Raw genomic sequence first — 24,175 nt, 5'->3', positions numbered from 1 at the left:
TCCATTGTCCACGAGTACACCCCGTAGGCTCGGTGGCCGTGGACACACTCGAGTACGGGGACGGCGGCCGCTGGGCGGCGCTGCGCCACCACGGGGATGTCGACGCCGCGCCGGGTCTGCTGGATTTCGCGGTCAACGTCCAGGGTGCGGCGCCACCGTCGTGGCTGGTCGAGCGGCTCGTCGGGCTGATGGGCGGTCTCGGCGCCTATCCGTCCGCGGACCACGATCGACGCACCCGCGAGGCCGTCGCCGCCAGGCACGGGCGCGGCGCCGACGAGGTACTGCTGCTCGCGGGCGGCGCCGAGGGCTTCGCGATGCTCCCGCGCCTCGCGCCCGCCCACGCAGCGGTCATCCATCCGTCGTTCACCGAACCGGAACTGGCACTGCGCGAGGCGGGCGTACCCGTCACCCGGGTGATCCTCGACGAGCCGTTCCGTCTCCGGTCCGCGCAGGTGCCGGAGTCCGCCGATCTCGTCGTCGTGGGAAACCCCACCAATCCCACGTCCGTGCTGCACGGGGCCGAGGACATGCTGGCGTTGCGCCGGCCGGGTCGGGTGCTGGTGGTCGACGAGGCCTTCATGGACGCGATTCCGGGTGAGGAATCCTCGCTCGCCGCCCTCTCTGCGCCCGACATCCTGGTGCTGCGCAGCCTCACCAAGACCTGGGCGCTCGCCGGTCTCCGTTGCGGATACGCGCTCGGCGACCCCGCGGTCCTCGCCCGGCTCGCCCGGGGCCGCGCGCACTGGCCACTCGGCACTCTGCAACTCGAGGCGATCGCCGCATGCAGCGAACCGGCCGCGGTCGCGGAAGCTGCCGGGCACGCGGCGGTCATCGCCGGCAGGCGCAACGAGATGGAGCGACGCCTCGACGCCCTCGGGGTGCGGGTCCATGTGCCGGCACGAGCGCCCTTCCTCCTGGTGCGGGTACCGGCCGGAGAGTCGATGCGGCACGGTCTGGCCGCGGCAGGTGTCGCGGTCCGGCGTTGTGACACGTTCCCGGGGCTGACCCGAGATCATCTGCGCGTCGCCGTCCGGCCTCGTGCACAGGTGGACCAGCTCATCCGGGCATTCGAGGCGGTCACCACACGCCTCGCCGAGTGCCCGCCCTCGTGAGGAGAATGCCGAAGTGACCGTCCTGCTGTCCGACGTGATCGACGTACTGGACGCCGCGTATCCGCCGGCGCTGGCCGAGCCGTGGGACTCGATCGGCCTGGTCTGCGGAGACCCCGCGGATCAGGTGTCGAACGTCGTCGTCGCGGTCGATGCCACCGCAGCGGTGGTCGACGACGCGATCGCCACGGGAGCCCAGCTGCTCCTCGTGCACCACCCGCTGCTGTTGCGCGGTGTCGACACCGTGGCTGCGGACACCCCGAAGGGCGCACTGATCCACCGGCTGGTCAAGGCCGGATGTGCACTGTTCACCGCGCACACCAACGCGGACTCCGCGGACCCCGGGGTGTCCGACGCGCTGGCCGGCGCGATCGGTCTGCGCGTACGCGGCCCGATCGAGGCGAAGCCCACCGCGCCACTCGACAAGTGGGTGGTGCTCGTCCCGGACACCGACGCCGAGCAGGTGCAGCGGGCCATGTTCGATGCGGGTGCGGGTTTCGTGGGCAACTACCGGGACTGCAGCTGGCAGGTCACCGGCACCGGGCAGTTCCTCCCGACGTCCGGGGCCACGCCGACGCTGGGCCGGGTCGGCGACCTCGAACGTGTCACCGAGACGCGGATCGAGGTCATCGCTCCCCGACGCTCGCGGGAACAGGTACTCGCCTCGTTGCGTGCGGCGCACCCCTACGAGGAACCGGCGTTCGACGTGCTCGAGCCGGCCGCGCTGCCGACGGGACGCGGACTCGGCCGCGTCGGCGAACTGGACGAGCCCGTGACGTTGCGGGAGTTCACCGCCCGCGTGGCACGGGCGCTCCCGGCGACGGAGTGGGGCGTGCGGTCCGCGGGCGACCCCGAGCGTCCGGTGCGCACCGTCGCGGTGTGTGGCGGAGCGGGCGACTCCTACCTGGATGCGGTCACCCGGCTCGGTGTGGACGCCTACGTCACCGCCGATCTGCGTCACCATCCGGCGGACGAGCACCTGCGCGGGGGCGGCCCCGCCCTCGTCGACGTCGCCCACTGGGCGAGCGAGCAGCCGTGGTGCGCGCAGGCGAAGGACGTCCTCGACGCGGCGTTCGACGGTGCGCGGGGCTGGGCCACTCGCGTGTCGACGCTGCGTACCGACCCGTGGACGACGAGCGCCCGCTGACGGTACTCCCGGACGCGCGGGCGGTCCGGGTACGGTTGCAGCTACCGCTGCGGCCTCCGGCCGAGCGGATCCTCTCGTCGTACCAACAGCAGGAGTCAACACGCGTGAACGTCGAACCCCAGGTGCAGGCCAAGCTTCTCGAGCTCGCCGGCGTCGACGCCGAGCTGGCCCGGACCGCGCACCGCCGGGCGACCCTGCCCGAGCAGCAGGAAGTGGATCGGCTCGAGACCGAGCGGTCCGCACGCAAGGACGCCGCGGTCTCCGTCGAGATCGTCCTCGACGACCTGGACCGCGACATCCGCAAGCTCGAGGGTGAGGTGGACGCCGTCCGCAAGCGGGAGGAACGGGACCGCGCGCTGCTGCAGGGTGGGACGGTCGGCGCGAAGCAGCTCACGGAACTCGAGCACGAGCTCGGCAGCCTCGAGCGTCGCCAGGGCCTGCTCGAGGACGAGCTTCTCGAGGTGATGGAGCAGCGCGAGGCCTCGCAGGCCGACTACGAACATGCCGGCGCCCAGCTGTCGAAGATCGAGGACGAGCTGATCGACGCCGGACGACGGCGCGACGACGCGATCGCCGATCTGGACAGCGCGGTGGCTGCTCGCGGCGCGGATCGGGACACCCTGGTCGCGTCCCTGCCCGCCGATCTGCTCGAGGCGTACGAGAAGCAGCGTGCCGCCCGCGGTATCGGCGCCGCCCTGTTGCAGGCTCGTCGCTGCGGCGCCTGCCGGATCGAACTGGACCGAGGGGAGATCGCCCGCATCCAGGCCAGCGCGCCGGAGCTCGTGGTGCGGTGCCCGGAATGCAACGCGATCCTGGTGCGTACCAAGGAGTCCGGTCTGTGACGGTGGACCATGTGATCGTCGAGGCGGACGGCGGCTCCCGGGGCAACCCCGGCACGGCCGGATACGGCGCCGTGGTGTTCGACGCCGACCGCGACGCAGTGCTCGCGGAGCGGCGTGAACACCTCGGCATCGCGACGAACAACGTCGCCGAGTACCGCGGCCTGATCGCGGGTCTCGAGGCGGCGAGGGAACTGGGCGCCGGGGAAGTCGACGTCCGGATGGATTCCAAACTGGTGATCGAACAGATGGCCGGGCGCTGGAAGGTCAAGCACCCGGACATGATTCCGTTGCAGCGGCGGGCAGCGGAGCTGGCGCGTGGTTTCGACGAGGTGCGCTGGACGTGGATCCCGCGGGCGGAGAACTCGCACGCCGACCGCCTCGCGAACGAGGCGATGGACGCCGCAGCCGGGCCTTCCGCCGATCCGGTACCCACGCCGTCGTCTCCCGGCTGGATGGCGACGACGGGTACCCCCACCCGCTTTCTGTTGCTGCGGCACGGGCAGACTCCGCTGTCGGTGGAGCGTCGATACTCCGGCCGGGGCAACCCGGAACTCACCGAGGCAGGACTCGCGCAGGCCGCATCGGCGGCCCGCCGGTTCGGTTCCCGTGGGGGAGTGGCGGCGGTCGTCAGTTCGCCGCTGGACCGGGCCCGGGTCACCGCGGAGACGGCCGCTCGCGCACTCGATCTGCCGGTGCAGGTGCACGAGGGCCTGATCGAGACGGACTTCGGCGACTGGGAGGGGCTGACCTTTGCCGAGGCGGCGGCTCGCGATCCGGAGCTGCACCGGAAGTGGTTGTCGGACACGTCCGTGCGGCCACCGGGCGGTGAGAGTTTCGACGAGGTCCGTGAGCGGGTGGCGGACGCACGGGACGACCTGATCGAGCGCTTCGCGGGGTCCAACGTGCTGGTGGTCTCGCACGTGACACCGATCAAGACGGTGTTGCAGCTCGCGCTCGATGCCGGCCCGGCCTTCCTGTACCGGCTGCACCTCGATCTCGCGTCGCTGAGCATCGCCGAGTTCTACGGTGACGGTGGGGCTTCGGTACGGCTGGTCAACGACACCTCGCACCTGAGCTGACCACGCCGCCGCAGCGTAGTACCTGTCGCCACGGCCGCCGGACTCACGAGAGCATCCTGGTCAGCGTGCGGAGGTTCCGGGTGGTGGTGTGGGACTTGATCTTCGCCGCCGCGGTCCGCTTTCCCAGCGTGCTCTCGAGTGTCTTGCCCCGTTCCACCTCCCAGTAGAGCACCCCGTCTCCGGTCTCGATGCGCTCGACGGCGGGATCGAGCCGGTCCCGACCGGAGGCCAGCGCCTCGAGCGCTCCGGGGTCGGACACGAAAACGACATACGGGTGCCGGCCAGGCTGCTCCGGGTCGAACGGGTACGCCGCCACGATCGACCGCAGGGTCGCGACGTCGAGTACGAACACCCGTGCGTCGTAGCCGAACTCCCCACCGAGCGCCGTCTCGATGCGGGACCGCAACGTCGCCGGATCCGGGGCGTGACCGCTGTCTGCCGGAACATCGAAGAGAACGTTGCCCGAGGCGAGGACGGTGCGCACCTCCTCGAACCCCTGCTCGGCGAAGACGCGGCGCAGATCGGCCATCTTGATCGTGACCCCGCCGACGTTGATGCCGCGCAGCAGCGCCGCGAATCTCGGTGTGCCGGTGTCGTCCATCCGGTGAGGATAGGCGATCACCCCGACACCCGTCGGCATCTCCGGGCACCGCCGGGAGACGGGCGCCGCCCGAGCGGTAGGCTGTCCGATGCGGACGAGTTGGCCGGGCGGCCGCGGCAGAGGGAACCGGACGCACCTTCGGGTGTGCCCAGGCCTTCGGCCGAGGAAAGTCCGGACTCCACAGAGCAGGGCGGTTGCTAACGGCAACCCGAGGTGACTCGCGGGACAGTGCCACAGAAAACAGACCGCCTCTCGCGGCCTTCGGGCCGTGGGAGGTGAGGGTGAAACGGTGCGGTAAGAGCGCACCAGCATCCCGGGTGACCGGGATGGCTAGGTAAACCCCGCCCGGAGCAAGGTTGAAGGCCGCATCGACGTCTGGCGTCGGTGCGACTGCGCAGGTGTTCGAGGGCTGCTCGCCCGAGCCTGCGGGTGAACCGCTCGAGGTACCCGGCGACGGTGTGCCCAGATGGATGGTCGCCGCCCGACCTTTCGGTCGGGCACAGGATCCGGCTTACACGCCAACTCGTCCGCCCATCCTCGATACCCGGCTGTGCGTCGATGTCCGCTTCAGGTCGCCGGAACACGTGAAGGCCCCCGCGGACAGTCCGCGGGGGCCTTCACGAAGTCGGTGGTCAGACCGGCTGGATGACCAGGAGCTGGGCCCAGTACGTGGCCGCCTCCGGCCCGAGGTAGGGAAGAAGCTGATCGAAGATGATCGTCGACATTCGTACTCCAATTCTTGGTATCGGTCCGGATCGAGGGTAGCAGTCGAGCGGGGTTTCTCAACTCGGCTCCGCCCCGCCGAGCCACCCGAGGGCACCCGTCGAACGTGCGGCGCGCACGTGATCGTGATGAGAGACTGGAGGCATGACTGACGACGACAAGCTCTGGTACTACGACCTGGAGAACGGCACGGTGGCGCAGGGCAAGCAGACGTCCACCTTCACCCGGATGGGCCCGTACCCGGATCGGGAGTCCGCCGAGCACGCCCTGCAGATCGCTGCCGAGCGGACGAAGGAAGCCGACCGTGTCGACGAGGAGTGGAACGAGTAATCGACGGGGCGTGGAACGAGTAATCGACGGGGCGTGGAACGAGTAGTCGACGGGGCGTGGACGAGTGGGCGGTCTCAGGGCCGGAATCGGTCGGTGGCCTCGACGAGTGCCGCCGACGTTCCCGGCTCGAGCGCGGAATGCCCGGCGTCGTCGATGATCTCGAGGACGGACCGCGGCCACGCCCGGTGCAGTTCCCAGGCGCTCACGGCGGGACACACCACGTCGTAGCGACCCTGCACGATGACGCCGGGGATCGAGTCCAGTGCGTCCGCGTCGCGGAGTAGGGCGCCCTCGTCGAAGAACCCACGGTGCCGGAAGTAGTGGTTCTCGATGCGCGCGAAGGCCAGCGCGAACCGGGGCTCGGCGGTCTCGGCGAGACGATCCGGTGAGGGCAGGAGCGAACTCGTCGCGCCTTCCCAGGTGGACCAGGCGACCGCCGCGTCGGTCGCGACCTCGAGATCGGGGTGGTGGAGCAACCGGTGGTACGCCTCGACGAGGTCGCCGCCACGTTCGGATTCGGGAATCGGTGCGAGGAACCGCTGCCACTGCTCGGGGAACAGGTGACCGGCGCCCCCGTTGTAGTACCAGTCGATCTCGCGCCGCCGGAGCAGGAATATCCCGCGGAGCACGAGTTCGGTGACGCGCGCCGGATGGCGCTGGGCGTAGGCGAGGGCGAGGGTCGACCCCCACGAGCCGCCGAAGACCATCCACCGGTCCACCTCGAGATGCTCGCGGAGCGCCTCGATGTCGGCGATCAGGTGCGGCGTCGTGTTGACGGCCAGGTCGGCGCCGTCGGCGACGTGGGGAGTCGAGCGGCCGCACCCGCGCTGGTCGAACAGGACGACCCGATATGCGGCCGGATCGAAGAACCGGCGGTAGGCGGGCTCGGTGCCGCCCCCGGGGCCACCGTGCAGGAACACGACAGGTTTGCCGTCGGGATTGCCACTGATCTCCCAGTGGATCCGCTGGCCGTCACCGACGTCCAGATACCCGGATTCGTGGGCGTCGATCGGTGGATACAGCCCACGAACCTCGCCGCCCACCGGTCAGAGCCCGATCAGTCCGGAGGCGAGGTCGGGGATTTCGAGCGCGGTGATCGCCTCCTGCCGGACCTGCGGACACGCTGCCGTGGTGATGGCATCGATCCGGGCGCGGTCCTGGGCGAACTCGATCGGGTTGAGTCCGTTCTGTGCGATCCAGGTGAGGACGAGGCCGTTGAGTCCGGTCTTGCCGATGGTCGGGGTGTACGTGCGCCAACTCTGCAGCTGGCCCTCCAGGTCTCCGCACAACGCGGCGGCCTGTGCCTCGGTGACCCCGCCGGCCGCAGGCGCTGTCCCGGACGGCGGTTGCTGCTCGGACTGCGTCGGTGTGGGCTCGGGGGCGGGCGCCGGGGATCCGCAGGCGACCGCGGCGGCCAGTGCGGCGACGGCGGCGCCCGTCGCACCCGCGACGCGCCAGGACGGTCGCGGCATCAGAACGTGTGCTCCGGGCCGGGGAAGGTGCCCGCTGCCACTTCGCGGGCGTACTCGGCTGCGGCGGTGCGCAATTCGTCGCCGACGTTGCCGAAACGCTTGACGAACTTGGCGGTCTTCCCGCTGGTGTATCCGGCCATGTCCTGCCAGACCAGAACCTGCGCGTCGCATTCGGCACCCGCACCGATGCCGACGGTCGGGATGACGAGCTTGCGGGTGACCTGTCCGGCCAGCTCCGCGGGGACCATCTCCATGACGACGGAGAAGGCACCGGCCTCCTGGACGGCGATGGCGTCCGCGACCAGTTGTTCGGCGGCGTCTCCGCGGCCCTGCACGCGGAAGCCGCCGAGGGTGTTGACGCTCTGCGGGGTGAATCCGATGTGTGCCATCACGGGAATGCCCGCGGCGGTCAGTGCCGCGATCTGCGGAGCCACTCGCTCGCCGCCCTCGAGCTTCACGGCGTGCGCAAGCCCTTCCTTGAGGAAGCGGGTCGCGGTGGCGAGAGCCTGCTCGGGTGAGGCCTCGTACGTGCCGAACGGCAGGTCGGCGACCACCAACGCGTGCGGCGCGCCGCGGACGACGCCGCGCACGAGGGGCAGCAACTCGTCCACGGTGACCGGCACGGTGGTGTCGTACCCGTAGACGACGTTGGCCGCGGAGTCTCCGACGAGCAGTACCGGGATCCCGGCCTCCTCGAAGATCCGTGCACTCGAGTAGTCGTATGCGGTGAGCATCGCCCAGCGAGTGCCCTCGGACTTCATCGTCTGGAGGTGGTGGACGCGGGTCTTGCGACGCGGTGCGTCGGAGGTGGGGGAAGCGCCGTACACGGGGGTGTTCTCGGACATCGTGTCCCTTTCGTCCTCGAGGCCCGTGTCGGGTCCCCGGGTTGGGTGATGACGCCTCCAGTCTGCCACCGTCGCGTTCGAGCTCGAAGGGCCGGTGAGGGTGCAATGGGTCACATCGCCCTCGGTGGGGAGCCGAGCCCGTCGGTGACCGTGCGCAGGCCTGTCCCGTCGACCTGGCACGATCGGGGGTATGTGGAAACGTGCGCGGGTCCTCGCGGGCCCGGTGGGAATCGGCCTCGCGGTGGTTCTGGTGGCGGGGTGCGGCGGAGGAGCCGTGGATCCGGGCCGGGCAGAACCCGCGGAGCCGGTTGCGACCGGGCCGGTCCCCGAAGGACTGGACGAGTTCTACGCGCAGAAGTTGGAGTGGGAGGACTGCGGCCCGTACGAGACCGAGACCGAGAGCGAACTCGACGACGCCCTCGAATGCGCGCGGGTGAGCGTGCCGCTGGACTACGCGAACCCGGACGGTGAGACCGCCGAGATCGCCGTCTCCCGGATGCGTGCATCCGGTGCGCCCCTCGGGTCCCTCCTGATCAATCCCGGCGGCCCGGGCGCGTCCGGGCTGGCGATGGCCGGAATCGCGCAGAACACCGAGATCGGCGAGCGGTTCGACGTCGTCGGCTTCGACCCGCGTGGTGTGGGTGCGTCGACACCACAGGTGCGCTGCCTCACCGACGCCGAGATCGACGCCGACCGCACCGAGGACGACGTCGACCGCACCCCCGAGGGTGTCGCTCGCGCGGAGGAACGCAACCGCGACTACGCGGACACGTGCGCGGAGCGGGCCGGAGTCGATCTCCTCGCCCACGTCGGCACTCGCGAGGTGGTGCGTGACATGGACGTGATCCGCTCGGTCCTCGGCGACGAGGAGCTGAACTATCTCGGCTTCTCCTACGGCACCCGACTGGGATCCACCTATGCCGAGACGTTCCCTGCGAACGTCCGGGCCATGGTGCTCGACGGCGCGCTGGATCCGGAGCAGGATCCGGTGGAGGAGGTCATCGCCCAGGCGGCGGGCTTCCAGGTCGCGTTCGACGCGTTCGTGGCCGACTGTGTGACGTCGGCGGAATGCCCGCTCGGTACCGACCCGGCCCAGGCGGTCGCCCGCTTCCGGGCGCTCGTCGATCCGCTGATCGGGAACCCGGCAGCGACGACCGATCCGCGCGGGCTGAGTTACCGGGATGCGATCACCGGGGTGCAACAGGGCCTGTACACGCAGAACCTGTGGGGGCCGCTGAGGGGAGGCCTGTCCAGCCTCGCCGACGGCACCGGCGATTCCCTGCTCATGCTCGCCGATCTCTACGAGGGACGCGCGGACGACGGCACCTACTCGAACCTGGGGGACGCTTTCACTGCGATCCGCTGCATGGACGACCCGCCGGTGACCGATCCGGCCGTGGCGGGGGAGTCGGACATGCGCTACCGGCAGGCGGCACCCTTCCTGGACGACGGTCGCGGCACGGGGCTGGCGCCCCGCGACGTCTGCGCGTTCTGGCCCGCGCCCGCCACCGGGGAGCCGCACACGATCTCCGCGCCGGGGGTGCCGCCGATCGTGGTCGTCTCGACCACGGAGGACCCGGCCACTCCCTACCAGGCGGGTGTCGACCTGGCTGCCCAGCTGGGCGGGTCCCTGGTGACGTACCGGGGCAACCAGCACACCGTCGTGCTCGACGGGGTGGGCTGCGTGGACGACGCGATCACCGACTATCTGGTGGATCTGACCGTCCCGGCCGACGGCCTCACCTGCTGACATCCGCCGCACCCTCGGGCCGGTCGAGGCTGCGCGCAGTGCCGCCGGATTCCGGCGAGATCACGCGGGGTTCGCCGACCCGGTGGGGCTGTCGGTGCAGACTCCGTACCTGCGAAGTAACACGGATTTAACGTGACTTGCCTAGTCTCGCGAGCATGGATCGCCAAAAGGAATTCGTGCTGCGCACCCTCGAAGAGCGCGACATCCGATTCGTCCGGCTGTGGTTCACGGATGTTCTCGGATACCTCAAGTCCGTGGCGATCGCGCCCGCGGAGCTCGAGGGCGCATTCGAGGAGGGGATCGGATTCGACGGTTCCGCGATCGAGGGATTCTCCCGGGTGTCCGAAGCGGACACCGTCGCCAAGCCCGACGCGTCCACCTTCCAGGTGTTGCCCTGGGCGTCGAGCAAGGGCCACCAGCACTCGGCCCGCATGTTCTGCGACATCGCGATGCCCGACGGTTCGCCCTCGTGGGCGGATTCCCGGCACGTCCTGCGCCGTCAGCTGAACAAGGCGGGCGATCTCGGCTTCAGCTGCTACGTGCACCCGGAGATCGAGTTCTTCCTTCTCGAGAACGGACCGATGGACGGTACGCCGCCGGTGCCGGCGGACAGCGGCGGCTACTTCGATCAGGCGGTCCACGACTCCGCACCGAACTTCCGGCGGCACGCGATCGACGCGCTCGAGTCGATGGGCATCTCGGTGGAGTTCAGCCACCACGAGGCCGCCCCCGGGCAGCAGGAGATCGACCTGCGCTACGCGGACGCGCTCTCCATGGCCGACAACGTGATGACGTTCCGCTACGTCGTCAAGGAGGTCGCGATCCAGGAGGGCGTGCGCGCCAGCTTCATGCCCAAGCCGTTCAGCGATCAGGCCGGCTCGGCGATGCACACCCACATGAGCCTGTTCGAGGGCGACACCAACGCGTTCCACAACCCGGACGACCCGATGCAGCTGTCGGAGACGGGGAAGGCGTTCATCGCCGGAATCCTCGAACACGCCAACGAGATCAGCGCCGTCACCAACCAGTGGGTCAACTCCTACAAGCGGCTGGTTCACGGTAGCGAGGCGCCCACCGCGGCGTCGTGGGGCCCGTCGAACCGGTCTGCCCTGATCCGGGTGCCGATGTACACGCCGAACAAGGCGTCGTCCCGCCGCGTCGAGATCCGTAGCCCCGATTCGGCCTGCAACCCGTACCTGACGTTCGCCGTCCTGCTGGCCGCCGGGCTGCGCGGGATCGAGAAGGGATACGAGCTGCCGCCGGAGGCGGAGGACGACGTGTGGTCGCTCACCCCGGCCGAGCGTCGCGCGATGGGCTACCGGGAGCTGCCGCAGAATCTCGATCAGGCGCTGCGCGAGATGGAGAAGTCCGAGCTGGTCGCGGAGGCGCTCGGCGAGCACGTGTTCGACTTCTTCCTGCGCAACAAGCGCCGTGAGTGGGAGGACTACCGCAGCAACGTCACTCCCTACGAGCTCAAAGCCTATCTGGGGTTGTGAGCGAGCGACGGATGGTCAGACCCCCGACAGCGCGGTCGGTCGTCCCCGGGCCGGGACGCCTCGGTCTGGTCGAGCCAGGTGCCCCGGACGATCTCCGCGCACTCGGCTGGACCGACGCCGACAGCATCGAGCTCCTGTGGGCGCTCTCGCGTGCCGCGAACGCGGACCTCGCCCTGCGGTCGATCGTCCGGTTGCGGGAGGGCCTGGGCGAGGGCTGGGCCGAGCTCGACGCGCGTCTGCGGGTCGACAAGCCTCTGCGCGGACGGCTTTTCGGGTTGCTGGGTGCGTCCGCCGCGTTCGCCGATCATCTCGCGGCGGAACCCGAGGCGTGGAAGCTGCTCGCCGGCGAGGTGCCGGCACCGACCCGGGAGAGCGCGCTCGAGGCGCTGCTCGGGTCCGTACAGGCGGTTCCGGAAGAGGGCGCGCACAGGGACGCTCTGCTCTACCGTGCCGGGATCACCGGCCCGGAGGCGGTGGCGATACTCCGCAAGACCTACCGCGATCAGCTCATGGTGATCGCGGCGTTCGACCTGGCCGCGACGGTCGAGAACGAGCCCGTGATCCCGTATCAGACGGTGGGGCACGAACTGTCGGATCTGGCCGACGCCGCATTGACGGCGGCGTTGTCGGTGGCGGTCGCGACGGTGTGTCCGGACAAGCCGTGCCCGGTGCGCCTCGCCGTCATCGCGATGGGCAAATGCGGTGCGCGCGAACTCAATTACGTGAGCGACGTGGACGTGGTGTTCGTCGCGGAGCCGGCCGATGCGTGTGCCGCTCGGATCGCGGGCGAGATGATGCGGATCGGTTCGTCCGCGTTCTTCGACGTCGATGCCGCGCTGCGCCCGGAGGGCAAGGCGGGCGAACTCGTGCGCACCCTCGATTCCCATGTCGCGTACTACAAACGGTGGGCGAAGACCTGGGAGTTCCAGGCGCTCCTCAAGGCGCGCCCGATGACCGGCGACATGGAACTGGGACGCCGGTACGACCAGGCGCTGAGCCCGATGGTGTGGACCGCGTCGGAACGCGAGGATTTCGTTCCCGAGGTACAGGCCATGCGCCGCCGGGTGGAGGAGCTCGTCCCGCCGGAGCTGCGGGAGCGGGAGCTCAAGCTCGGCCGCGGCAGCCTGCGGGACGTGGAGTTCGCGGTACAGCTGTTGCAGCTCGTACACGGCCGCGCCGACGAGTCGCTGCACGTCAAGAGCACCGTCGACGCTCTCACCGCGCTCGCGGCGGGCGGGTACGTCGGCCGCGACGACGCCGCGAATCTCACCGCCTCGTACGAGTTCCTGCGACTGCTCGAACATCGCCTGCAGTTGCAGAAGTTGCGACGCACGCACACTCTGCCCCCGGCCGACGACGAGGAAGCACTGCGGTGGCTCGCCCGTGCCGCGCACATGCGGCCGGACGGCACGAGGGATGCGCTCGGTGTCCTCGAGGCCGAGATCAAGCGGAACGCGCACCGCGTGCGGCGTCTGCATGCCAAGCTGTTCTACCGGCCGCTGCTCGAGTCGGTGGCGCGGATGGACAAGGACGCCCTGCGGCTGACGTCCGACGCCGCGATTCGTCAGCTCGCGGCGCTCGGGTACACCGCGCCCGAGAATGCGCTCGGCCATCTCACCGCGCTCACGGGTGGCCTGTCCCGCAAGGGGCGGATCCAGGCGCTCATCCTGCCCAACCTGCTCGAATCCCTCGCGGACACACCGGATCCCGATGCCGGACTGCTCGCGTACCGACGGCTCTCGGACGCGCTCTTCGACCAGACGTGGTTCCTGCGGCTACTCCGGGACGAGCGTGCCGTCGCCGAACGGCTGATGCGGGTACTCGGCTCCTCGGCGTATCTGGCCGACATCCTGGTGAATGCGCCGGAAGTGATCCGACTCTATGCCGACTCGCCGTCCGGACCACGCCTGCTGGAGACCAAGCCCGAGGACGTCGCCCGGGGAATCGCCACGGCGGCAGCTCGATACGACGACCCGGCCAGAGCCGTCGCGGCTGCGCGTTCGCTGCGGCGCTACGAGCTCGCGCGAGTCGCGTCGGCGGACGTGCTCGGCATGCTCGACGTCCCGCAGGTCTGCCGCGCGTTGTCCTCGGTGTGGGCCGCGGTGCTCGGTGCCGCTCTCACCGCCGTCGTGAAGGCGGACGAGGCCAAGCGGGGAACCGAGGCGCCCGCGACGTTCACCGTGATCGGGATGGGCCGGCTCGGCGGCTACGAACTCGGCTACGGGTCGGACGCCGACGTCCTGTTCGTCTGCGAGCCCCGTGAGGGAGCGGACGAGACGGTCGCGGTGAAGTGGGCCAACAGCATCGCCGATCGGGTGCGAACACTTCTGGGCGCTCCCAGTACCGATCCGCCACTCGAAGTGGACACCGGTCTGCGTCCGGAAGGCCGCAGCGGCCCGATGGTGCGCACACTCGCGTCCTACGCGGCGTACTACGAGCAGTGGGCCCAGCCGTGGGAGGTGCAGGCGCTGCTCCGTGCGACCCACGTGACCGGCGACCGTGACCTCGGGCTGCGTTTCCTGTACATGATCGACCACACCCGGTATCCGGCCGGCGGGGTCTCCGAGCAGGCGGTGCGCGAGATCCGGCGGATCAAGGCGCGAGTCGACTCCGAGAGGCTGCCCCGCGGTGCGGACCCGGCCACGCACACGAAGCTGGGACGCGGCGGGCTGGCCGACATCGAGTGGACGGTCCAGTTGCTCCAACTCCGGTACGCGAGCGAGATCCAGGCGCTGCACAACACCTCGACGCTCGAGACGCTGGATGCGATCGGCGCCGCCGAACTTCTGGCGGAGTCGGACGTCGAACTACTTCGCGACGCGTGGATCACGGCGACCAAGGCGCGCAACGCGCTGGTCCTGGTGCGTGGCAAGCCCACCGACCAGTTGCCCGGCCCGGGCCGGTTGTTGTCCGCGGTCGCACAGGTGGCCGGATGGGGCAGCGACGACGCGGGCGAGTTCCTCGACCAGTACCTGCGCGTGACCCGCCGTGCCCGCGGAGTCGTGGAGCGGGTGTTCGGCGAGTAGGGAGCCGGTCAGGGGATCGTGACGAAACCCTCGTCGGCCAGCCACTGCCTGGCGACATCCGCGGGTTCGCGACCGTCGACGTCGACCTGGCGGTTCAGCTCGGTGATCGCCTCGTCGGTGAGTATCGCCGAGATCGGTGCCATCACCTCGGCGACCTGGGGATGCGCTTCGGCGAACTCCCGCCGCATCGTCACCGCCGCGTTGTACTTCGGGAAGAACGAGCGGTCGTCCTCGATGAGGACCAGGTCGAGCGCGATGATGCGGCCGTCGGTGGTGAAGACCTCGCCGAACCGGCATTCGGTCCCGTCCGCCGTGGCCTGATAGATGATGCCGGTCTGCAGGATGCGTTTGTCGACCTGTCCGGCATCGAAGCCGTAGGTCGCGGCCAGGCCGGGGAACCCGTCCTGCCGGACGTTGAACTCGGTCTCGAGGCACGTGGACGCGGCCGCCGGGTCGCTGTTCACCAGGGCGGCATAGTCGGAGAGCGTCCGGATCCCGGTCTCCGCGGCGGTCTGGCGGTTCATCGCCAGCGCGTACGTGTTGTTCATCGGCGCGGGGTCGGTCCACACCATGTCGTTGCGGGCGAGATCCTCGTCGCGGACCGCCTCGTACTGCTCGGTCGGGTCGGGGATCGGGGATTCGTTGCCGAGATAGTTGATCCAACCGGTGCCGGTGTACTCGTAGGTGATGTCGATCTGCCCCGCCAACTGGGCGTCCCTGGTGCTGTTGGAACCCTGGATGTTGGTGAGGTCGCGGACGTCGGCGCCCGCCGCCGACAGCGCGAACTCGATGATGTAGCCGAGGACCACCTGCTCGGTGAAATCCTTGGACCCGACCGTCACGGCAACACCCTCGAGTTCGGGCACCGGCTCGATGCTGCCCGGACCGACGGGAAGTGGTATCGCGCTGCCCGATTCGAGCCCGCATCCGGTGATCGCCGCGAGCGAGGCTGCCACTGCGAGGGTCATCACCCGGCGTGACCAGCGGACCCGCGTATTCGTGCTCATCGCAACCCCTTCGGTCCGAGGTACTCCTCGGCGAGCGCTCCGAGCCAGTCGACGAGAAGCGCCAGCGCCACGGCGAGGACGGCGCCCACGACGAGAGTGACGTTGTCCCGCAACTTGTATCCGGTGTCGATGAGGATACCGAGCCCGCCCGCGCTCACCAGGAAGCTGAGCGTCGCGGTGCCGACCGCCAGCACCAGCGAGGTACGCAGACCCGCGAGAATGTAGGGAACCGCGAGGGGGAGTTCCACCTTGCGCAGTACCCGGCGCGTCGACATCCCCTGGCCCCGTCCGGCATCGATCACGGCCGGATCCACCTGCTGCAGACCCAGCATGGTGTTGCGGAGTACGGGCAGCAGCGAGTAGAAGGCGATGGGCAGGACGCCGATCCAGAATCCGGTGCGGTTCGTGGCGAGGAACAGCAGGACCAGCAGACCGATGGCGGGAGCTGCCTGACCGATGTTCGCGATACCGATGAAGATCGGTGCCAGCTTGGTGAAACCGGGCCGGGTGAGCAGGATTCCGAGCGGCACGGCGACCGCGACGACGATGAGTACGACGACCGCGGTGATGAGCACGTGCTGCCAGGTGAGCGTCGCGATGTTCGGCATGTTGATGCTCGCCTGCTGGGTGGCCGTCAGATCGCGGGTGAACGCCCACCCGAGCACCCCGCCGACCAGGATGGTGACGAGGATCGGCTGCACCCACAGCCGGGCACGCTCCGCGCGGCGAGCGGCGGCGACCTCCTTGGTGCCGACACCGGCACCGGCGTCGACGGTGGTCACGACGGCTCCCCGGTGTCGTCGGTCGAGTACTCCTCGTTGATCCGGGACAGGTGGGCGACGAGGACGTCGATGGTGACCAGCCCCTCGTAGCCGCCTCTGCGGCCGGTGACGACGGCGGAGGCATTGCCTTCCTCGAGGAGAGCCTCGAGGGCGTCCTGCAGTGTCGACTGCGTCGACACCATCTCGCCGATCGGGTCGCCCACCGACTCGAGCGAGCGGGCGTGGGCGAGTTGCTTCGGGGACACCCATCGCAGCGGTCGGTTCCGGGAGTCGAGCACGATGCCCCACTTGCTCTTTCGCTCGATCATCCGGTTGCGCAGTTCGTCGACCGGATCTCCGACCTGCGCGGTGGGTACGTCCGTCAGGTCCACGTCGCGTACCCGGGTCAGGGTCAGCTGCTTGAGCGCCGCACCGGCCCCGACGAAACCCTCGACGGTCTCGTTCGCGGGGTTCGACAGGATCGCGGCAGGGGTGTCGTATTGCATGATGTGCGACTGCGGTCCCAGCACGGCGATCCGGTCGCCGAGCTTGACCGCCTCGTTGAAGTCGTGGGTGACGAACACGATGGTCTTGCGCAACTCTGCCTGCAGCCGCATCAGTTCGTCCTGGAGCAGGCCGCGGGTGATGGGGTCCACGGCACCGAAGGGCTCGTCCATGAGAAGGACCGGGGGATCGGCCGCCAACGCCCGTGCGACGCCGACCCGTTGCTGCTGGCCCCCGGAGAGTTGGCGTGGGTAGCGGTCACGGTAGGTGTCCGGATCGAGCCCCACGAGATCGAGCATCTCGTCGACACGGGCGCTGATCCGGTTCCTGTCCCATTTCAGCAGCCCGGGAACGGTACCGATGTTCTTGCCCACGGTGATGTGCGGGAAGAGACCGGCCTGCTGGATCGAATAGCCGATTCCGCGGCGCAGCACGTCGGGGTCGATGGACAGCGCATCACGCCCACCGATGGTGATGGTGCCCGACGTCGGCTCGATGAGCCGGTTGATCATGCGCAGCACCGTCGTCTTCCCGCCGCCGGAAGGACCGACGAGCGCGACGATCTCGCCGGCGGGGATGGTGATCGAGATCCCGTCCACGGCTGGTTCGTTCTGTCCCGGGTAGCGTTTGACGACGTTCTCCAGGACGATTTCCACACCCGAGACGTCGGACGACGAGTCGGCGGTGTCGGTACGGGTCTCAGTCACGGATACCCCTCGGAGTGGTGAAACGGCCGATCAGTACGTAGATGCCGTCGAGGACGAGTGCGAGGATCACGATCAGTACGGTGCCGGTGAGTGCTTGGGGGAGTGCGGTCGGGCTGCCCACCCGAGACAGGCCCGAGAAGATCATGTTTCCCAGGCCCGGCCCCTTCGCGTAGGCGGCGATCGCGAGGATGCCCATGAGCATCTGCGTGGACACCCGCATGCCGGTGAGGATCGACGGCCACGCGAGCGGCAACTCGACCCGGCTGAGCACCCGCATGCGGTTGAGTCCGATGCCGCGGGCCGCGTCGGTGATCGCGGGATCCACGGACGAGAGGCCGATGATGGTGTTCCGGATGATCGGGAGCAGCGCGTAGAGCACCAGCGCGGTGATCGTCGGAGGCACCCCGAGGCCGAGGATCGGAATGAGCAGACCCAGCAGGGCGAACGAGGGGACGGTGAGGATCGTGCTGGCGAGGGCCGTGGCGACGGACGATCCGATGGGGCTGCGGTAGACGAGGATTCCGATCCCGACCGCGACGATCGTCGCCAGGATCACCGATTGCACCACCGCGCTGACGTGCAGCCACGAGTCGGTGAGCAACTGCTGCCGACGTGCGACGACGAACTCCCAGAGATCGTTCGCTCCCAAACTCTCCACCTCGCATCCACGGTGTGTCCGGAATCGACACTAGTGCGGATTCCGCCGGTAACCGGCCGGAACCAGGTATCCGGAGTGTCGGGCGAACGAGACGAGTCCACCCGCGCTGCGACTGCGGCGCGGGTGGACTCGGGAAGAGCTAGGACGTGCCGACGGTGGGTCGGCTCGCCCGGTGTACACGACTCACACGTCGTAGTACAGCTGGAACTCGTAGGGGTGCGGGCGCAGGTTGACCGGAGCGATCTCCGCCTCGCGCTTGTACGCGATCCAGGTCTCGATGAGGTCCGACGTGAACACGCCACCCTCGGTGAGGTACTCGTGATCCTGCTCGAGCCGGTCGATGACGGCGGTGAGGCTGGTGGGCGCCTGCGGAATACCCTTGGCCTCCTCCGGTGGGAGCTCGTAGAGATCCTTGTCGACCGGGGCCAGCGGCTCGATCTTGTTCTTGATGCCGTCGAGGCCGGCCATCATCTGCGCCGCGAACGACAGGTACGGGTTGCCCGAGGAGTCGGGAGCGCGGAACTCGAGGCGCTTGGCCTTCGGGTTGTTGCCCGTGATCGGGATACGCACGGCCGCGGACCGGTTGCGCTGGCTGTAGACGAGGTTGATGGGAGCCTCGTAGCCGGGCACCAGACGGTGGTACGAGTTGATCGTCGGGTTCGTGAACGCCAGCAGCGACGGCGCGTGGTGCAGGATGCCGCCGATGTAGTGACGCGCCATGTCCGACAGACCCGCGTAGCCGGCCTCGTCGTGGAACAGCGGCTTGCCGTCCTTCCACAGCGACTGGTGCACGTGCATGCCCGAGCCGTTGTCGCCGAAGAGGGGCTTCGGCATGAAGGTGACCGACTTGCCGGCCGCCCAGGCGGTGTTCTTCACGATGTACTTGAACAGCTGCAGATCGTCCGCGGCACTGAGCAGCGTGCCGAACTTGTAGTTGATCTCGGCCTGTCCGGCGGTGCCGACCTCGTGGTGGCCGCGCTCGATCTCGAAGCCGGCGTTCTGCAGGTTCGTGGTGATCTCGTCGCGGAGGTCGACGTAGTGGTCGTACGGGGCGACCGGGAAGTAGCCACCCTTGGCGCGCACCTTGTAACCGAGGTTCGGCGAGCCGTCCGGGTTGACGTCCGCGCCGGTGTTCCAGGCGCCGGACACCGAATCGATCCGGTAGAAGGACTCGTTCATCGTCGAGTCGTAGGAGACCGAGTCGAAGATGTAGAACTCGGCCTCGGCGCCGAAGAAGGCGGTGTCGGCGATGCCGGTGCTCTTCAGGTACTCCTCGGCCTTGCGCGCGACGTTGCGCGGGTCGCGGCTGTAGGCCTCGCGGGTGAACGGATCGTGCACGAAGAAGTTGACGTTCAGCGTCTTGGCCGCGCGGAAGGGGTCGATGCGCGCCGTGGTGACGTCCGGGAGCAGCATCATGTCGGACTCGTGGATCGACTGGAAGCCACGCACCGACGAACCGTCGAAGGCCAGGCCGTCCTCGAAGACGTCCTCGTTGAAGGCGGCAGCAGGGATGGAGAAGTGCTGCTGGATGCCGGGCAAGTCGCTGAAACGGACGTCGACGTACTCGACCTTCTCGTCCGCGATGTACTTGATGACCTCTTCGGCCGTGGTGAACGCCACGCTTGTGCTCCTTAATTAGCTTCGGCCAAGTGATGATTGGCGAATCCGTCGAGCCAGAGGCTATGGACCTGGTGTTGCCCACTGGTCAACCTTTTGTTTCGCCCATGTTACGTGTGACCGTGTACAGCGTTTTCACGGCTACTGTGACTGCTCCCACAGGGGCAGCGTCCCACTGTAGGGGATTCGCGAGGTTCGCGCCTATCCTGGATGGCATGGGACGCATCACCGGTTCATGGCTGTCCGGACCCGAGGCGGCGCTGCCGCCCGATTCCGACGGATCCGCGCAGGCCTACCGCGGGGAGCGGATGGGGCTGCCCGAACACGGGCCGGGTGCGATGGTCGGCCCGGGCCGCAGGTTGGCGGGCCTGATGATCGACTGGCTCCTGGCCATGGGTGTCGCCGCGCTGCTCGTAGGGCAGAGCGAGAACCCGTTCGAGGGACAGGTCGGTACGTTCACCCTGGTCGTCTGGTTCGTCGTCGGTGTCGTCACCGTGAGTCTGTTCTCCTTCACCCCCGGCCAGTTCGTGGTCGGCACCCAGGTCGCGCGCATCGACGGCCCGCATCGCGTCGGCTTCCGCCGCGCACTGGGGCGTCAGGCGCTGCTGTCGTTCGTGGTGCCGGCCACGATCAGCGACGGCGACGGCCGTGGCATGCACGACCGCGCCACCGGCACCGCCATCCTGCGTACCCGCTGATCCCACCCTGTCCAGCCAGCCCCCTCGGAAGAGGAACGGGGTGGAACGCGGGGTGGTGGTGAAGAGGGAGTGTCAGCGGCGGCGGATGGTGCGCTGGATGCCGCGCATCTTCGCGCCTCCGGGAATCGGGCCCTTCGGCAGAGCCGCTCCGCCGCCGCCACGATTCTTCAGTGCCGCGAGCCGGCCCTCGATGGTGTCCATCTGCTTGGAGTCGATGTTGCGGGGGAGCTTGTTGAGGTAGCGCTGCAACTTCGACAGCGGGACCTGGTCTTCGTCGTTGCCGATGACGACGTCGTAGATCGGGGTGTCGCCGATCAGCCGTGCGGTCTTCTTCTTCTCCTGGGCGATCAGCGAACGCACTCGCTGGGGTGAGCCCTCCGCCACGAAGATGACGCCGGGGCGCCCGACGACGCGGTGTACGGCATCGAGTTGTGTGGTGCCCGCGACGGCGGTGGTGACTCGCCAGGAACCGCGCAGGTTGTCCAGTGCCCAGGCAGCAGCCCCCGCCTGGCCTTCGGCCTTCGCGTACACGGTCTTCTGCACTCGGCGGCCGAAGATGATGAACGCACCGAGCACGCCGAGCATGAGGCCGATCGGAAGCAGGAACCACTGAACGTTCCAGAGCAGACCGAGGAGGAAGAACAGCACCGTCAGACCGACCAGGGTGCCGATCATCAGCGGCAGGAGCAGCTTGTCTTCCTTGCGCTGCATCTGGAACGCCTGCCACATCTGTGACCTGCGTTCCTTCGACGCCTGCTTGCGGGCCGCCTTTGCCGCGGCCTTCGCTTCCTTGCTGGGCTTGCCTTTGCCCTTACCCGACTTGCTGCCGTTCGCCATGCTCACCAGGATACTTGCCCGCGATCCGGCATCAGAACCCCGACCGGCTCGACCGGGGTTCACACGTCAGCGTGCGAGTCGGGCGAGGAGCGAGCCGGCCTCCTGAGAGGCTTCGCCGCCGTCGGCGAGGTGAGCCTGAGACGCGGGCAACGGCCGGCCGTGGTGTGCCATCGCCTGGGTGTAGAGGCGGCCGGCGCGGTACGACGAACGCACCAGTGGCCCGGCCATGACCCCGGCGAAACCGATTTCCTCGGCGGCCTTCGAGTGCTCGACGAACTCCTCCGGCTTGACCCAGCGCTCCACCGGGTGGTGCCGAGGCGACGGGCGCAGGTACTGCGTGATGGTGAGGATGTCGCAGCCGGCCTCGTGGAGGTCGATCATCGCCTGCTGCACTTCCTCCGGGGTCTCGCCCATGCCGAGGATGAGGTTCGACTTGGTGACGAGCCCGAAATCACGCGCGGCCGACAGGACTCCGAGCGAGCGTTCGTAGCGGAACGCGGGCCGGATGCGCTTGAAGATGCGGGGAACGGTCTCGAGATTGTGCGCGAGCACCTCGGGGCGGGAGTCGAAGACCTCGGCGAGCAGATCGGGCTTGCCGTTGAAATCGGGAATCAGGTTCTCGACGCCGGTGCCCGGGTTGAGTGCGTGGATCTGCCGCACGGTCTCCGCGTACAGCCACGCGCCACCGTCGGGCAGGTCGTCGCGGGCGACGCCGGTGATGGTCGAGTAGCGCAGGCCCATCGCCTGGACGGACTCGGCGACCCGGCGCGGCTCGTCGCGGTCGAGGTCGGCCGGTTTGCCCGTGTCGATCTGGCAGAAGTCGCACCGACGGGTGCACTGTTCTCCGCCGATGAGGAACGTCGCCTCGCGGTCTTCCCAGCACTCGTAGATGTTGGGGCAGCCGGCTTCCTCGCAGACCGTGTGCAGGCCTTCACGTTTCACCAGGCCCTTGAGCTCGGAGTACTCCGGGCCCATCTTGGCGCGGGTCTTGATCCAGCTCGGCTTGCGTTCGATGGGGGTCTCCGCGTTTCGGATCTCGAGGCGGAGTAGTTTGCGTCCTTCTGGGGCCACAGTCACGATGTCGATCGTACGCCCGTCGACTCGGCCGGGGCGGTCCGGGCGACGCTACCCGGCGGTAGCCTCAGCCGTACCGGACGGTGGTGAAGGCGGGAGCCTGCGCGGGCTCGGTCACGGGGAGTTCGGGAAGCCCGCGGGCGATGTCGTGGTCCTCGACCGGAAGCGTGCCGTCGAGCGCGTCCAGCACGGCCGCCGTCACGGCGGGAGTCACCTCGTCGACGGTCACGTCGCGGCCCAGTTCGGCAGACAGGGTGGTGACGCCCGCGTCGGGAATACCGCACGGCACGATCGCATCGAAGCCGGCGAGGGTGGAGTTGCAGTTCAGCGAGAAGCCGTGCAGCGTCACGCCGCGTTGCACCCGGATGCCGATCGCGGCTACCTTGCGTTCCGGCAACAGGACACCGTCGCGGAGGCCCGCGGAGAGCCAGACCCCGGATCGTCCTTCCACCCGGCCACAGTCGATACCGAGATCGGTGACCACCTGGATGAGCGCCTGCTCGATCCGGCGCACGTACCGGACGACGTCGACGGGTTCGGCGAGCCGGACGATCGGGTAGCCGACGAGCTGACCCGGCCCGTGCCAGGTGATCTTGCCGCCGCGATCGACGTCGATGACGGCGGTACCGTCGGACGGCCGATCCTCGGGGGCGGTGCGGCGGCCGGCCGTGTACACCGGGGGATGCTCGAGCAGCAGCAGCGTGTCGGATCCGTCTCCGTCGGCGCGGGCGGCCGCGAGATCGCGTTGGATCTCCCAGGCGTCGAGGTAGTCGACCCGGCCCAGACGGCGGACGTCGACGGGGGACTGTGCGGCGCGGGCGGACGTGGGCACGGAGCTCATGGCCTCTGACGTTACGCCGCCCGCCGAGAAGGTGTTCACGGCGGCGCCGTCACGGCCTCGAGGGCCTCGCCGACCGTCTTGTGCCGGAAGTCGAAGCCCGCGGTTTCGAGCACCGCCGGGATGGCGCGTTGGCCGGCGAGTACCGCCTCGTCGGCGAACTCGCCGACCAGCGCCCGTGCGGCGAACCCGGGAACGACCCAGGGAGCGGGCCGGTGCAGCACCCGGGAGAGGGCGCGGGTGAACTCGGCGTTGGTGACCGGGGCTGGTCCGGTGAGATTGACCGGTCCCTCGACCTCGTGCTCGAGCACGAACCGCAGCGCCTCGACCTGGTCCTCGAGGGAGATCCAGGACACGTACTGGCGTCCGTCCCCGAACCGTCCGCCCAGCAGGACCCGGTACAGCGGACGCAACCGGGACAGCATGCCCCCGTGCCGGGAGAGGACGATCGCGGTCCGCAGCGTCGTCGTGCGTGCCCCTGCGGCACGTGCCGGATCGGCCGCGGCCTCCCAGTCCGTGCAGAGGCCGGCGAGGAAGCCGGTGCCCGCCGGCGAGCTCTCGTCGACGATCCGGTCTCCGGTGTGGCCGTAGTAGCCCACCGCACTCGCGCCGGCGAACATCGGCACGCCGGTCCGAGCGACGGCCTGTGCCAGTACGTCGGTCGGCACGATCCGGCTGTCCCGCAGCAGTTGTTTGTAGGCGCCGGACCAGCGGCGGTCACCGACCCCGGCTCCGCACAGGTTGACGACGGCATCGGCTCCGTCGAGGGCTGCGTCGTCCAGGGCGGCGGTGTACGGATCCCAGCGGTACTCGTCGGGTCCGGCGGCGGGACGGCGAACCAGCCGGATCACGTCGTGATCGTGTCGGCGCAGCGTCGACACGAGCGCTGTTCCGATCAGGCCGGACGCACCGGCGATGACCACGCGCACGGGCAACCAGCTCCTTTCCGTCGACAGCGGTGGCGACGTGTTCGGGCGTCTCGTCCGGATGGTCGCGTACCGCCGACTCGGTGTTGCCGACCGTACGCGCGACGAGAGGGGCACCATCCCCTGCT

22 protein-coding genes and 1 other RNA gene are annotated in these 24,175 nt (G+C 69.1%); 10 read left to right on the top strand and 13 right to left on the bottom strand.

Annotation, left to right across the window (positions count from 1 at the left end; translation table 11 throughout):
* The first annotated feature begins 38 nt into the window (after nt 1–38).
* The 4 genes from cobC (at nt 39) to G4H71_RS01235 (ending at nt 4,177) form a co-directional block, all read left to right on the top strand.
* Nucleotides 39–1,112 (top strand): Rv2231c family histidinol phosphate aminotransferase CobC, encoded by a 1,074-nt coding sequence (cobC, locus tag G4H71_RS01250; protein ID WP_072737834.1) that lies wholly within the window; start codon nt 39–41, stop codon nt 1,110–1,112.
* A 13-nt stretch (nt 1,113–1,125) separates the two neighbouring features.
* On the top strand, nt 1,126–2,256 hold the full coding sequence (locus G4H71_RS01245) for a Nif3-like dinuclear metal center hexameric protein (protein WP_072737678.1): 1,131 nt from the start codon (nt 1,126–1,128) through the stop codon (nt 2,254–2,256).
* Nucleotides 2,257–2,360: 104 nt separating this feature from the next.
* On the top strand, nt 2,361–3,098 hold the full coding sequence (locus G4H71_RS01240; RefSeq protein WP_072737835.1) for a zinc ribbon domain-containing protein: 738 nt from the start codon (nt 2,361–2,363) through the stop codon (nt 3,096–3,098).
* On the top strand, nt 3,095–4,177 hold the full coding sequence (locus tag G4H71_RS01235; RefSeq protein WP_072737679.1) for a bifunctional RNase H/acid phosphatase: 1,083 nt from the start codon (nt 3,095–3,097) through the stop codon (nt 4,175–4,177). The genes G4H71_RS01240 and G4H71_RS01235 overlap by 4 nt, the downstream gene beginning before the upstream one ends.
* A gap of 43 nt (nt 4,178–4,220) precedes the next feature.
* On the opposite strand, the gene G4H71_RS01230 is transcribed toward G4H71_RS01235, so the two are convergent.
* Nucleotides 4,221–4,778, bottom strand: coding sequence for a DUF1697 domain-containing protein (locus tag G4H71_RS01230; RefSeq protein WP_072737836.1), 558 nt, complete (start codon nt 4,776–4,778; stop codon nt 4,221–4,223).
* A gap of 95 nt (nt 4,779–4,873) precedes the next feature.
* Between G4H71_RS01230 and rnpB the strand changes: the two genes are divergently transcribed.
* An RNA gene (gene rnpB / locus G4H71_RS01225) (RNase P RNA component class A) lies at nt 4,874–5,308 on the top strand.
* A 337-nt stretch (nt 5,309–5,645) separates the two neighbouring features.
* A complete protein-coding gene (locus tag G4H71_RS01220; protein ID WP_072737680.1) occupies nt 5,646–5,831 on the top strand; it encodes a hypothetical protein in 186 nt (61 codons plus the stop codon).
* A gap of 74 nt (nt 5,832–5,905) precedes the next feature.
* On the opposite strand, the gene pip is transcribed toward G4H71_RS01220, so the two are convergent.
* Genes pip through panB form a run of 3 tightly spaced genes read right to left on the bottom strand, consistent with a single transcriptional unit; the run spans nt 5,906 to nt 8,148 of the window.
* Nucleotides 5,906–6,874 carry a prolyl aminopeptidase gene (pip, locus tag G4H71_RS01215; protein WP_072737681.1) on the bottom strand — a complete coding sequence of 323 codons (969 nt, stop codon included), beginning with the start codon at nt 6,872–6,874 and terminating at the stop codon, nt 5,906–5,908.
* A 3-nt stretch (nt 6,875–6,877) separates the two neighbouring features.
* Nucleotides 6,878–7,303, bottom strand: coding sequence for a hypothetical protein (locus tag G4H71_RS01210; RefSeq protein ID WP_072737682.1), 426 nt, complete (start codon nt 7,301–7,303; stop codon nt 6,878–6,880).
* A complete protein-coding gene (gene panB / locus G4H71_RS01205) occupies nt 7,303–8,148 on the bottom strand; it encodes a 3-methyl-2-oxobutanoate hydroxymethyltransferase (protein ID WP_072737683.1) in 846 nt (281 codons plus the stop codon). The genes G4H71_RS01210 and panB overlap by 1 nt, the downstream gene beginning before the upstream one ends.
* A 190-nt stretch (nt 8,149–8,338) precedes the next feature.
* Here panB and G4H71_RS01200 point away from each other — a divergent pair, with 190 nt between their 5' ends.
* The 3 genes from G4H71_RS01200 (at nt 8,339) to G4H71_RS01190 (ending at nt 14,420) form a co-directional block, all read left to right on the top strand.
* Nucleotides 8,339–9,898: an alpha/beta hydrolase gene (locus G4H71_RS01200; RefSeq protein WP_072737684.1), complete on the top strand. Its 1,560-nt coding sequence runs from the start codon at nt 8,339–8,341 to the stop codon at nt 9,896–9,898.
* 155 nt (nt 9,899–10,053) lie between these two features.
* Nucleotides 10,054–11,394, top strand: coding sequence for a type I glutamate--ammonia ligase (glnA, locus tag G4H71_RS01195; protein ID WP_072737685.1), 1,341 nt, complete (start codon nt 10,054–10,056; stop codon nt 11,392–11,394).
* Between the two features lie 11 nt (nt 11,395–11,405).
* Nucleotides 11,406–14,420: a bifunctional [glutamine synthetase] adenylyltransferase/[glutamine synthetase]-adenylyl-L-tyrosine phosphorylase gene (locus G4H71_RS01190; protein ID WP_072737686.1), complete on the top strand. Its 3,015-nt coding sequence runs from the start codon at nt 11,406–11,408 to the stop codon at nt 14,418–14,420.
* Nucleotides 14,421–14,428: 8 nt separating this feature from the next.
* On the opposite strand, the gene G4H71_RS01185 is transcribed toward G4H71_RS01190, so the two are convergent.
* The 5 genes from G4H71_RS01185 to glnA (G4H71_RS01165) all read right to left on the bottom strand — a co-directional run bounded on the left by G4H71_RS01185 (nt 14,429) and on the right by glnA (G4H71_RS01165) (nt 19,677).
* Nucleotides 14,429–15,388: a glycine betaine ABC transporter substrate-binding protein gene (locus G4H71_RS01185; RefSeq protein ID WP_072737687.1), complete on the bottom strand. Its 960-nt coding sequence runs from the start codon at nt 15,386–15,388 to the stop codon at nt 14,429–14,431.
* Nucleotides 15,389–15,423: 35 nt separating this feature from the next.
* Entirely contained in the window at nt 15,424–16,209 is a 786-nt protein-coding gene (locus G4H71_RS01180) for an ABC transporter permease (protein WP_072737688.1), read from the bottom strand.
* The gene (locus tag G4H71_RS01175; protein WP_072737689.1) at nt 16,206–17,399 is read right to left on the bottom strand and encodes an ABC transporter ATP-binding protein; all 1,194 of its coding nucleotides are present in this window, start codon (nt 17,397–17,399) and stop codon (nt 16,206–16,208) included. The genes G4H71_RS01180 and G4H71_RS01175 overlap by 4 nt, the downstream gene beginning before the upstream one ends.
* Complete coding sequence (locus G4H71_RS01170) at nt 17,392–18,048, bottom strand: ABC transporter permease (RefSeq protein WP_072737837.1); 657 nt, start codon at nt 18,046–18,048, stop codon at nt 17,392–17,394. The genes G4H71_RS01175 and G4H71_RS01170 overlap by 8 nt, the downstream gene beginning before the upstream one ends.
* A gap of 192 nt (nt 18,049–18,240) precedes the next feature.
* Entirely contained in the window at nt 18,241–19,677 is a 1,437-nt protein-coding gene (gene glnA / locus G4H71_RS01165; RefSeq protein ID WP_072737690.1) for a type I glutamate--ammonia ligase, read from the bottom strand.
* A 212-nt stretch (nt 19,678–19,889) separates the two neighbouring features.
* Here glnA (G4H71_RS01165) and G4H71_RS01160 point away from each other — a divergent pair, with 212 nt between their 5' ends.
* Complete coding sequence (locus G4H71_RS01160; protein WP_072737691.1) at nt 19,890–20,372, top strand: RDD family protein; 483 nt, start codon at nt 19,890–19,892, stop codon at nt 20,370–20,372.
* Between the two features lie 72 nt (nt 20,373–20,444).
* Here G4H71_RS01160 and G4H71_RS01155 read toward each other — a convergent pair whose 3' ends face one another.
* From G4H71_RS01155 to G4H71_RS01140, 4 genes are all read right to left on the bottom strand, one after another.
* Entirely contained in the window at nt 20,445–21,209 is a 765-nt protein-coding gene (locus G4H71_RS01155) for a DUF4191 domain-containing protein (RefSeq protein WP_072737838.1), read from the bottom strand.
* Between the two features lie 66 nt (nt 21,210–21,275).
* Nucleotides 21,276–22,286 carry a lipoyl synthase gene (lipA, locus tag G4H71_RS01150; RefSeq protein ID WP_072737692.1) on the bottom strand — a complete coding sequence of 337 codons (1,011 nt, stop codon included), beginning with the start codon at nt 22,284–22,286 and terminating at the stop codon, nt 21,276–21,278.
* A gap of 64 nt (nt 22,287–22,350) precedes the next feature.
* On the bottom strand, nt 22,351–23,124 hold the full coding sequence (gene lipB / locus G4H71_RS01145; protein ID WP_072737693.1) for a lipoyl(octanoyl) transferase LipB: 774 nt from the start codon (nt 23,122–23,124) through the stop codon (nt 22,351–22,353).
* A 35-nt stretch (nt 23,125–23,159) separates the two neighbouring features.
* Nucleotides 23,160–24,050 (bottom strand): TIGR01777 family oxidoreductase, encoded by an 891-nt coding sequence (locus G4H71_RS01140; RefSeq protein WP_072737694.1) that lies wholly within the window; start codon nt 24,048–24,050, stop codon nt 23,160–23,162.
* Between the last annotated feature and the right edge of the window lie 125 nt (nt 24,051–24,175).

The sequence above is a fragment of the Rhodococcus triatomae genome, assembly GCF_014217785.1.
Lineage (GTDB): Bacteria > Actinomycetota > Actinomycetes > Mycobacteriales > Mycobacteriaceae > Rhodococcus_F > Rhodococcus_F triatomae.
Note: the sequence above shows the minus strand (reverse complement) of the source record. Positions and strands in the feature narration are given on the sequence as shown.

Bases quoted from the DNA above. Each gene is read 5' to 3' on its own strand.
- panB (WP_072737683.1), bottom strand. From the start codon at position 8,148: ATGTCCGAGAACACCCCCGTGTACGGCGCTTCCCCCACCTCCGACGCA.
- G4H71_RS01220 (WP_072737680.1), top strand. From the start codon at position 5,646: ATGACTGACGACGACAAGCTCTGGTACTACGACCTGGAGAACGGCACG.
- G4H71_RS01155 (WP_072737838.1), bottom strand. From the start codon at position 21,209: ATGGCGAACGGCAGCAAGTCGGGTAAGGGCAAAGGCAAGCCCAGCAAG.
- G4H71_RS01230 (WP_072737836.1), bottom strand. From the start codon at position 4,778: ATGGACGACACCGGCACACCGAGATTCGCGGCGCTGCTGCGCGGCATC.
- lipB (WP_072737693.1), bottom strand. From the start codon at position 23,124: ATGAGCTCCGTGCCCACGTCCGCCCGCGCCGCACAGTCCCCCGTCGAC.
- G4H71_RS01200 (WP_072737684.1), top strand. From the start codon at position 8,339: ATGTGGAAACGTGCGCGGGTCCTCGCGGGCCCGGTGGGAATCGGCCTC.
- G4H71_RS01160 (WP_072737691.1), top strand. From the start codon at position 19,890: ATGGGACGCATCACCGGTTCATGGCTGTCCGGACCCGAGGCGGCGCTG.
- G4H71_RS01210 (WP_072737682.1), bottom strand. From the start codon at position 7,303: ATGCCGCGACCGTCCTGGCGCGTCGCGGGTGCGACGGGCGCCGCCGTC.
- glnA (WP_072737685.1), top strand. From the start codon at position 10,054: ATGGATCGCCAAAAGGAATTCGTGCTGCGCACCCTCGAAGAGCGCGAC.
- G4H71_RS01185 (WP_072737687.1), bottom strand. From the start codon at position 15,388: ATGACCCTCGCAGTGGCAGCCTCGCTCGCGGCGATCACCGGATGCGGG.
- G4H71_RS01190 (WP_072737686.1), top strand. From the start codon at position 11,406: ATGGTCAGACCCCCGACAGCGCGGTCGGTCGTCCCCGGGCCGGGACGC.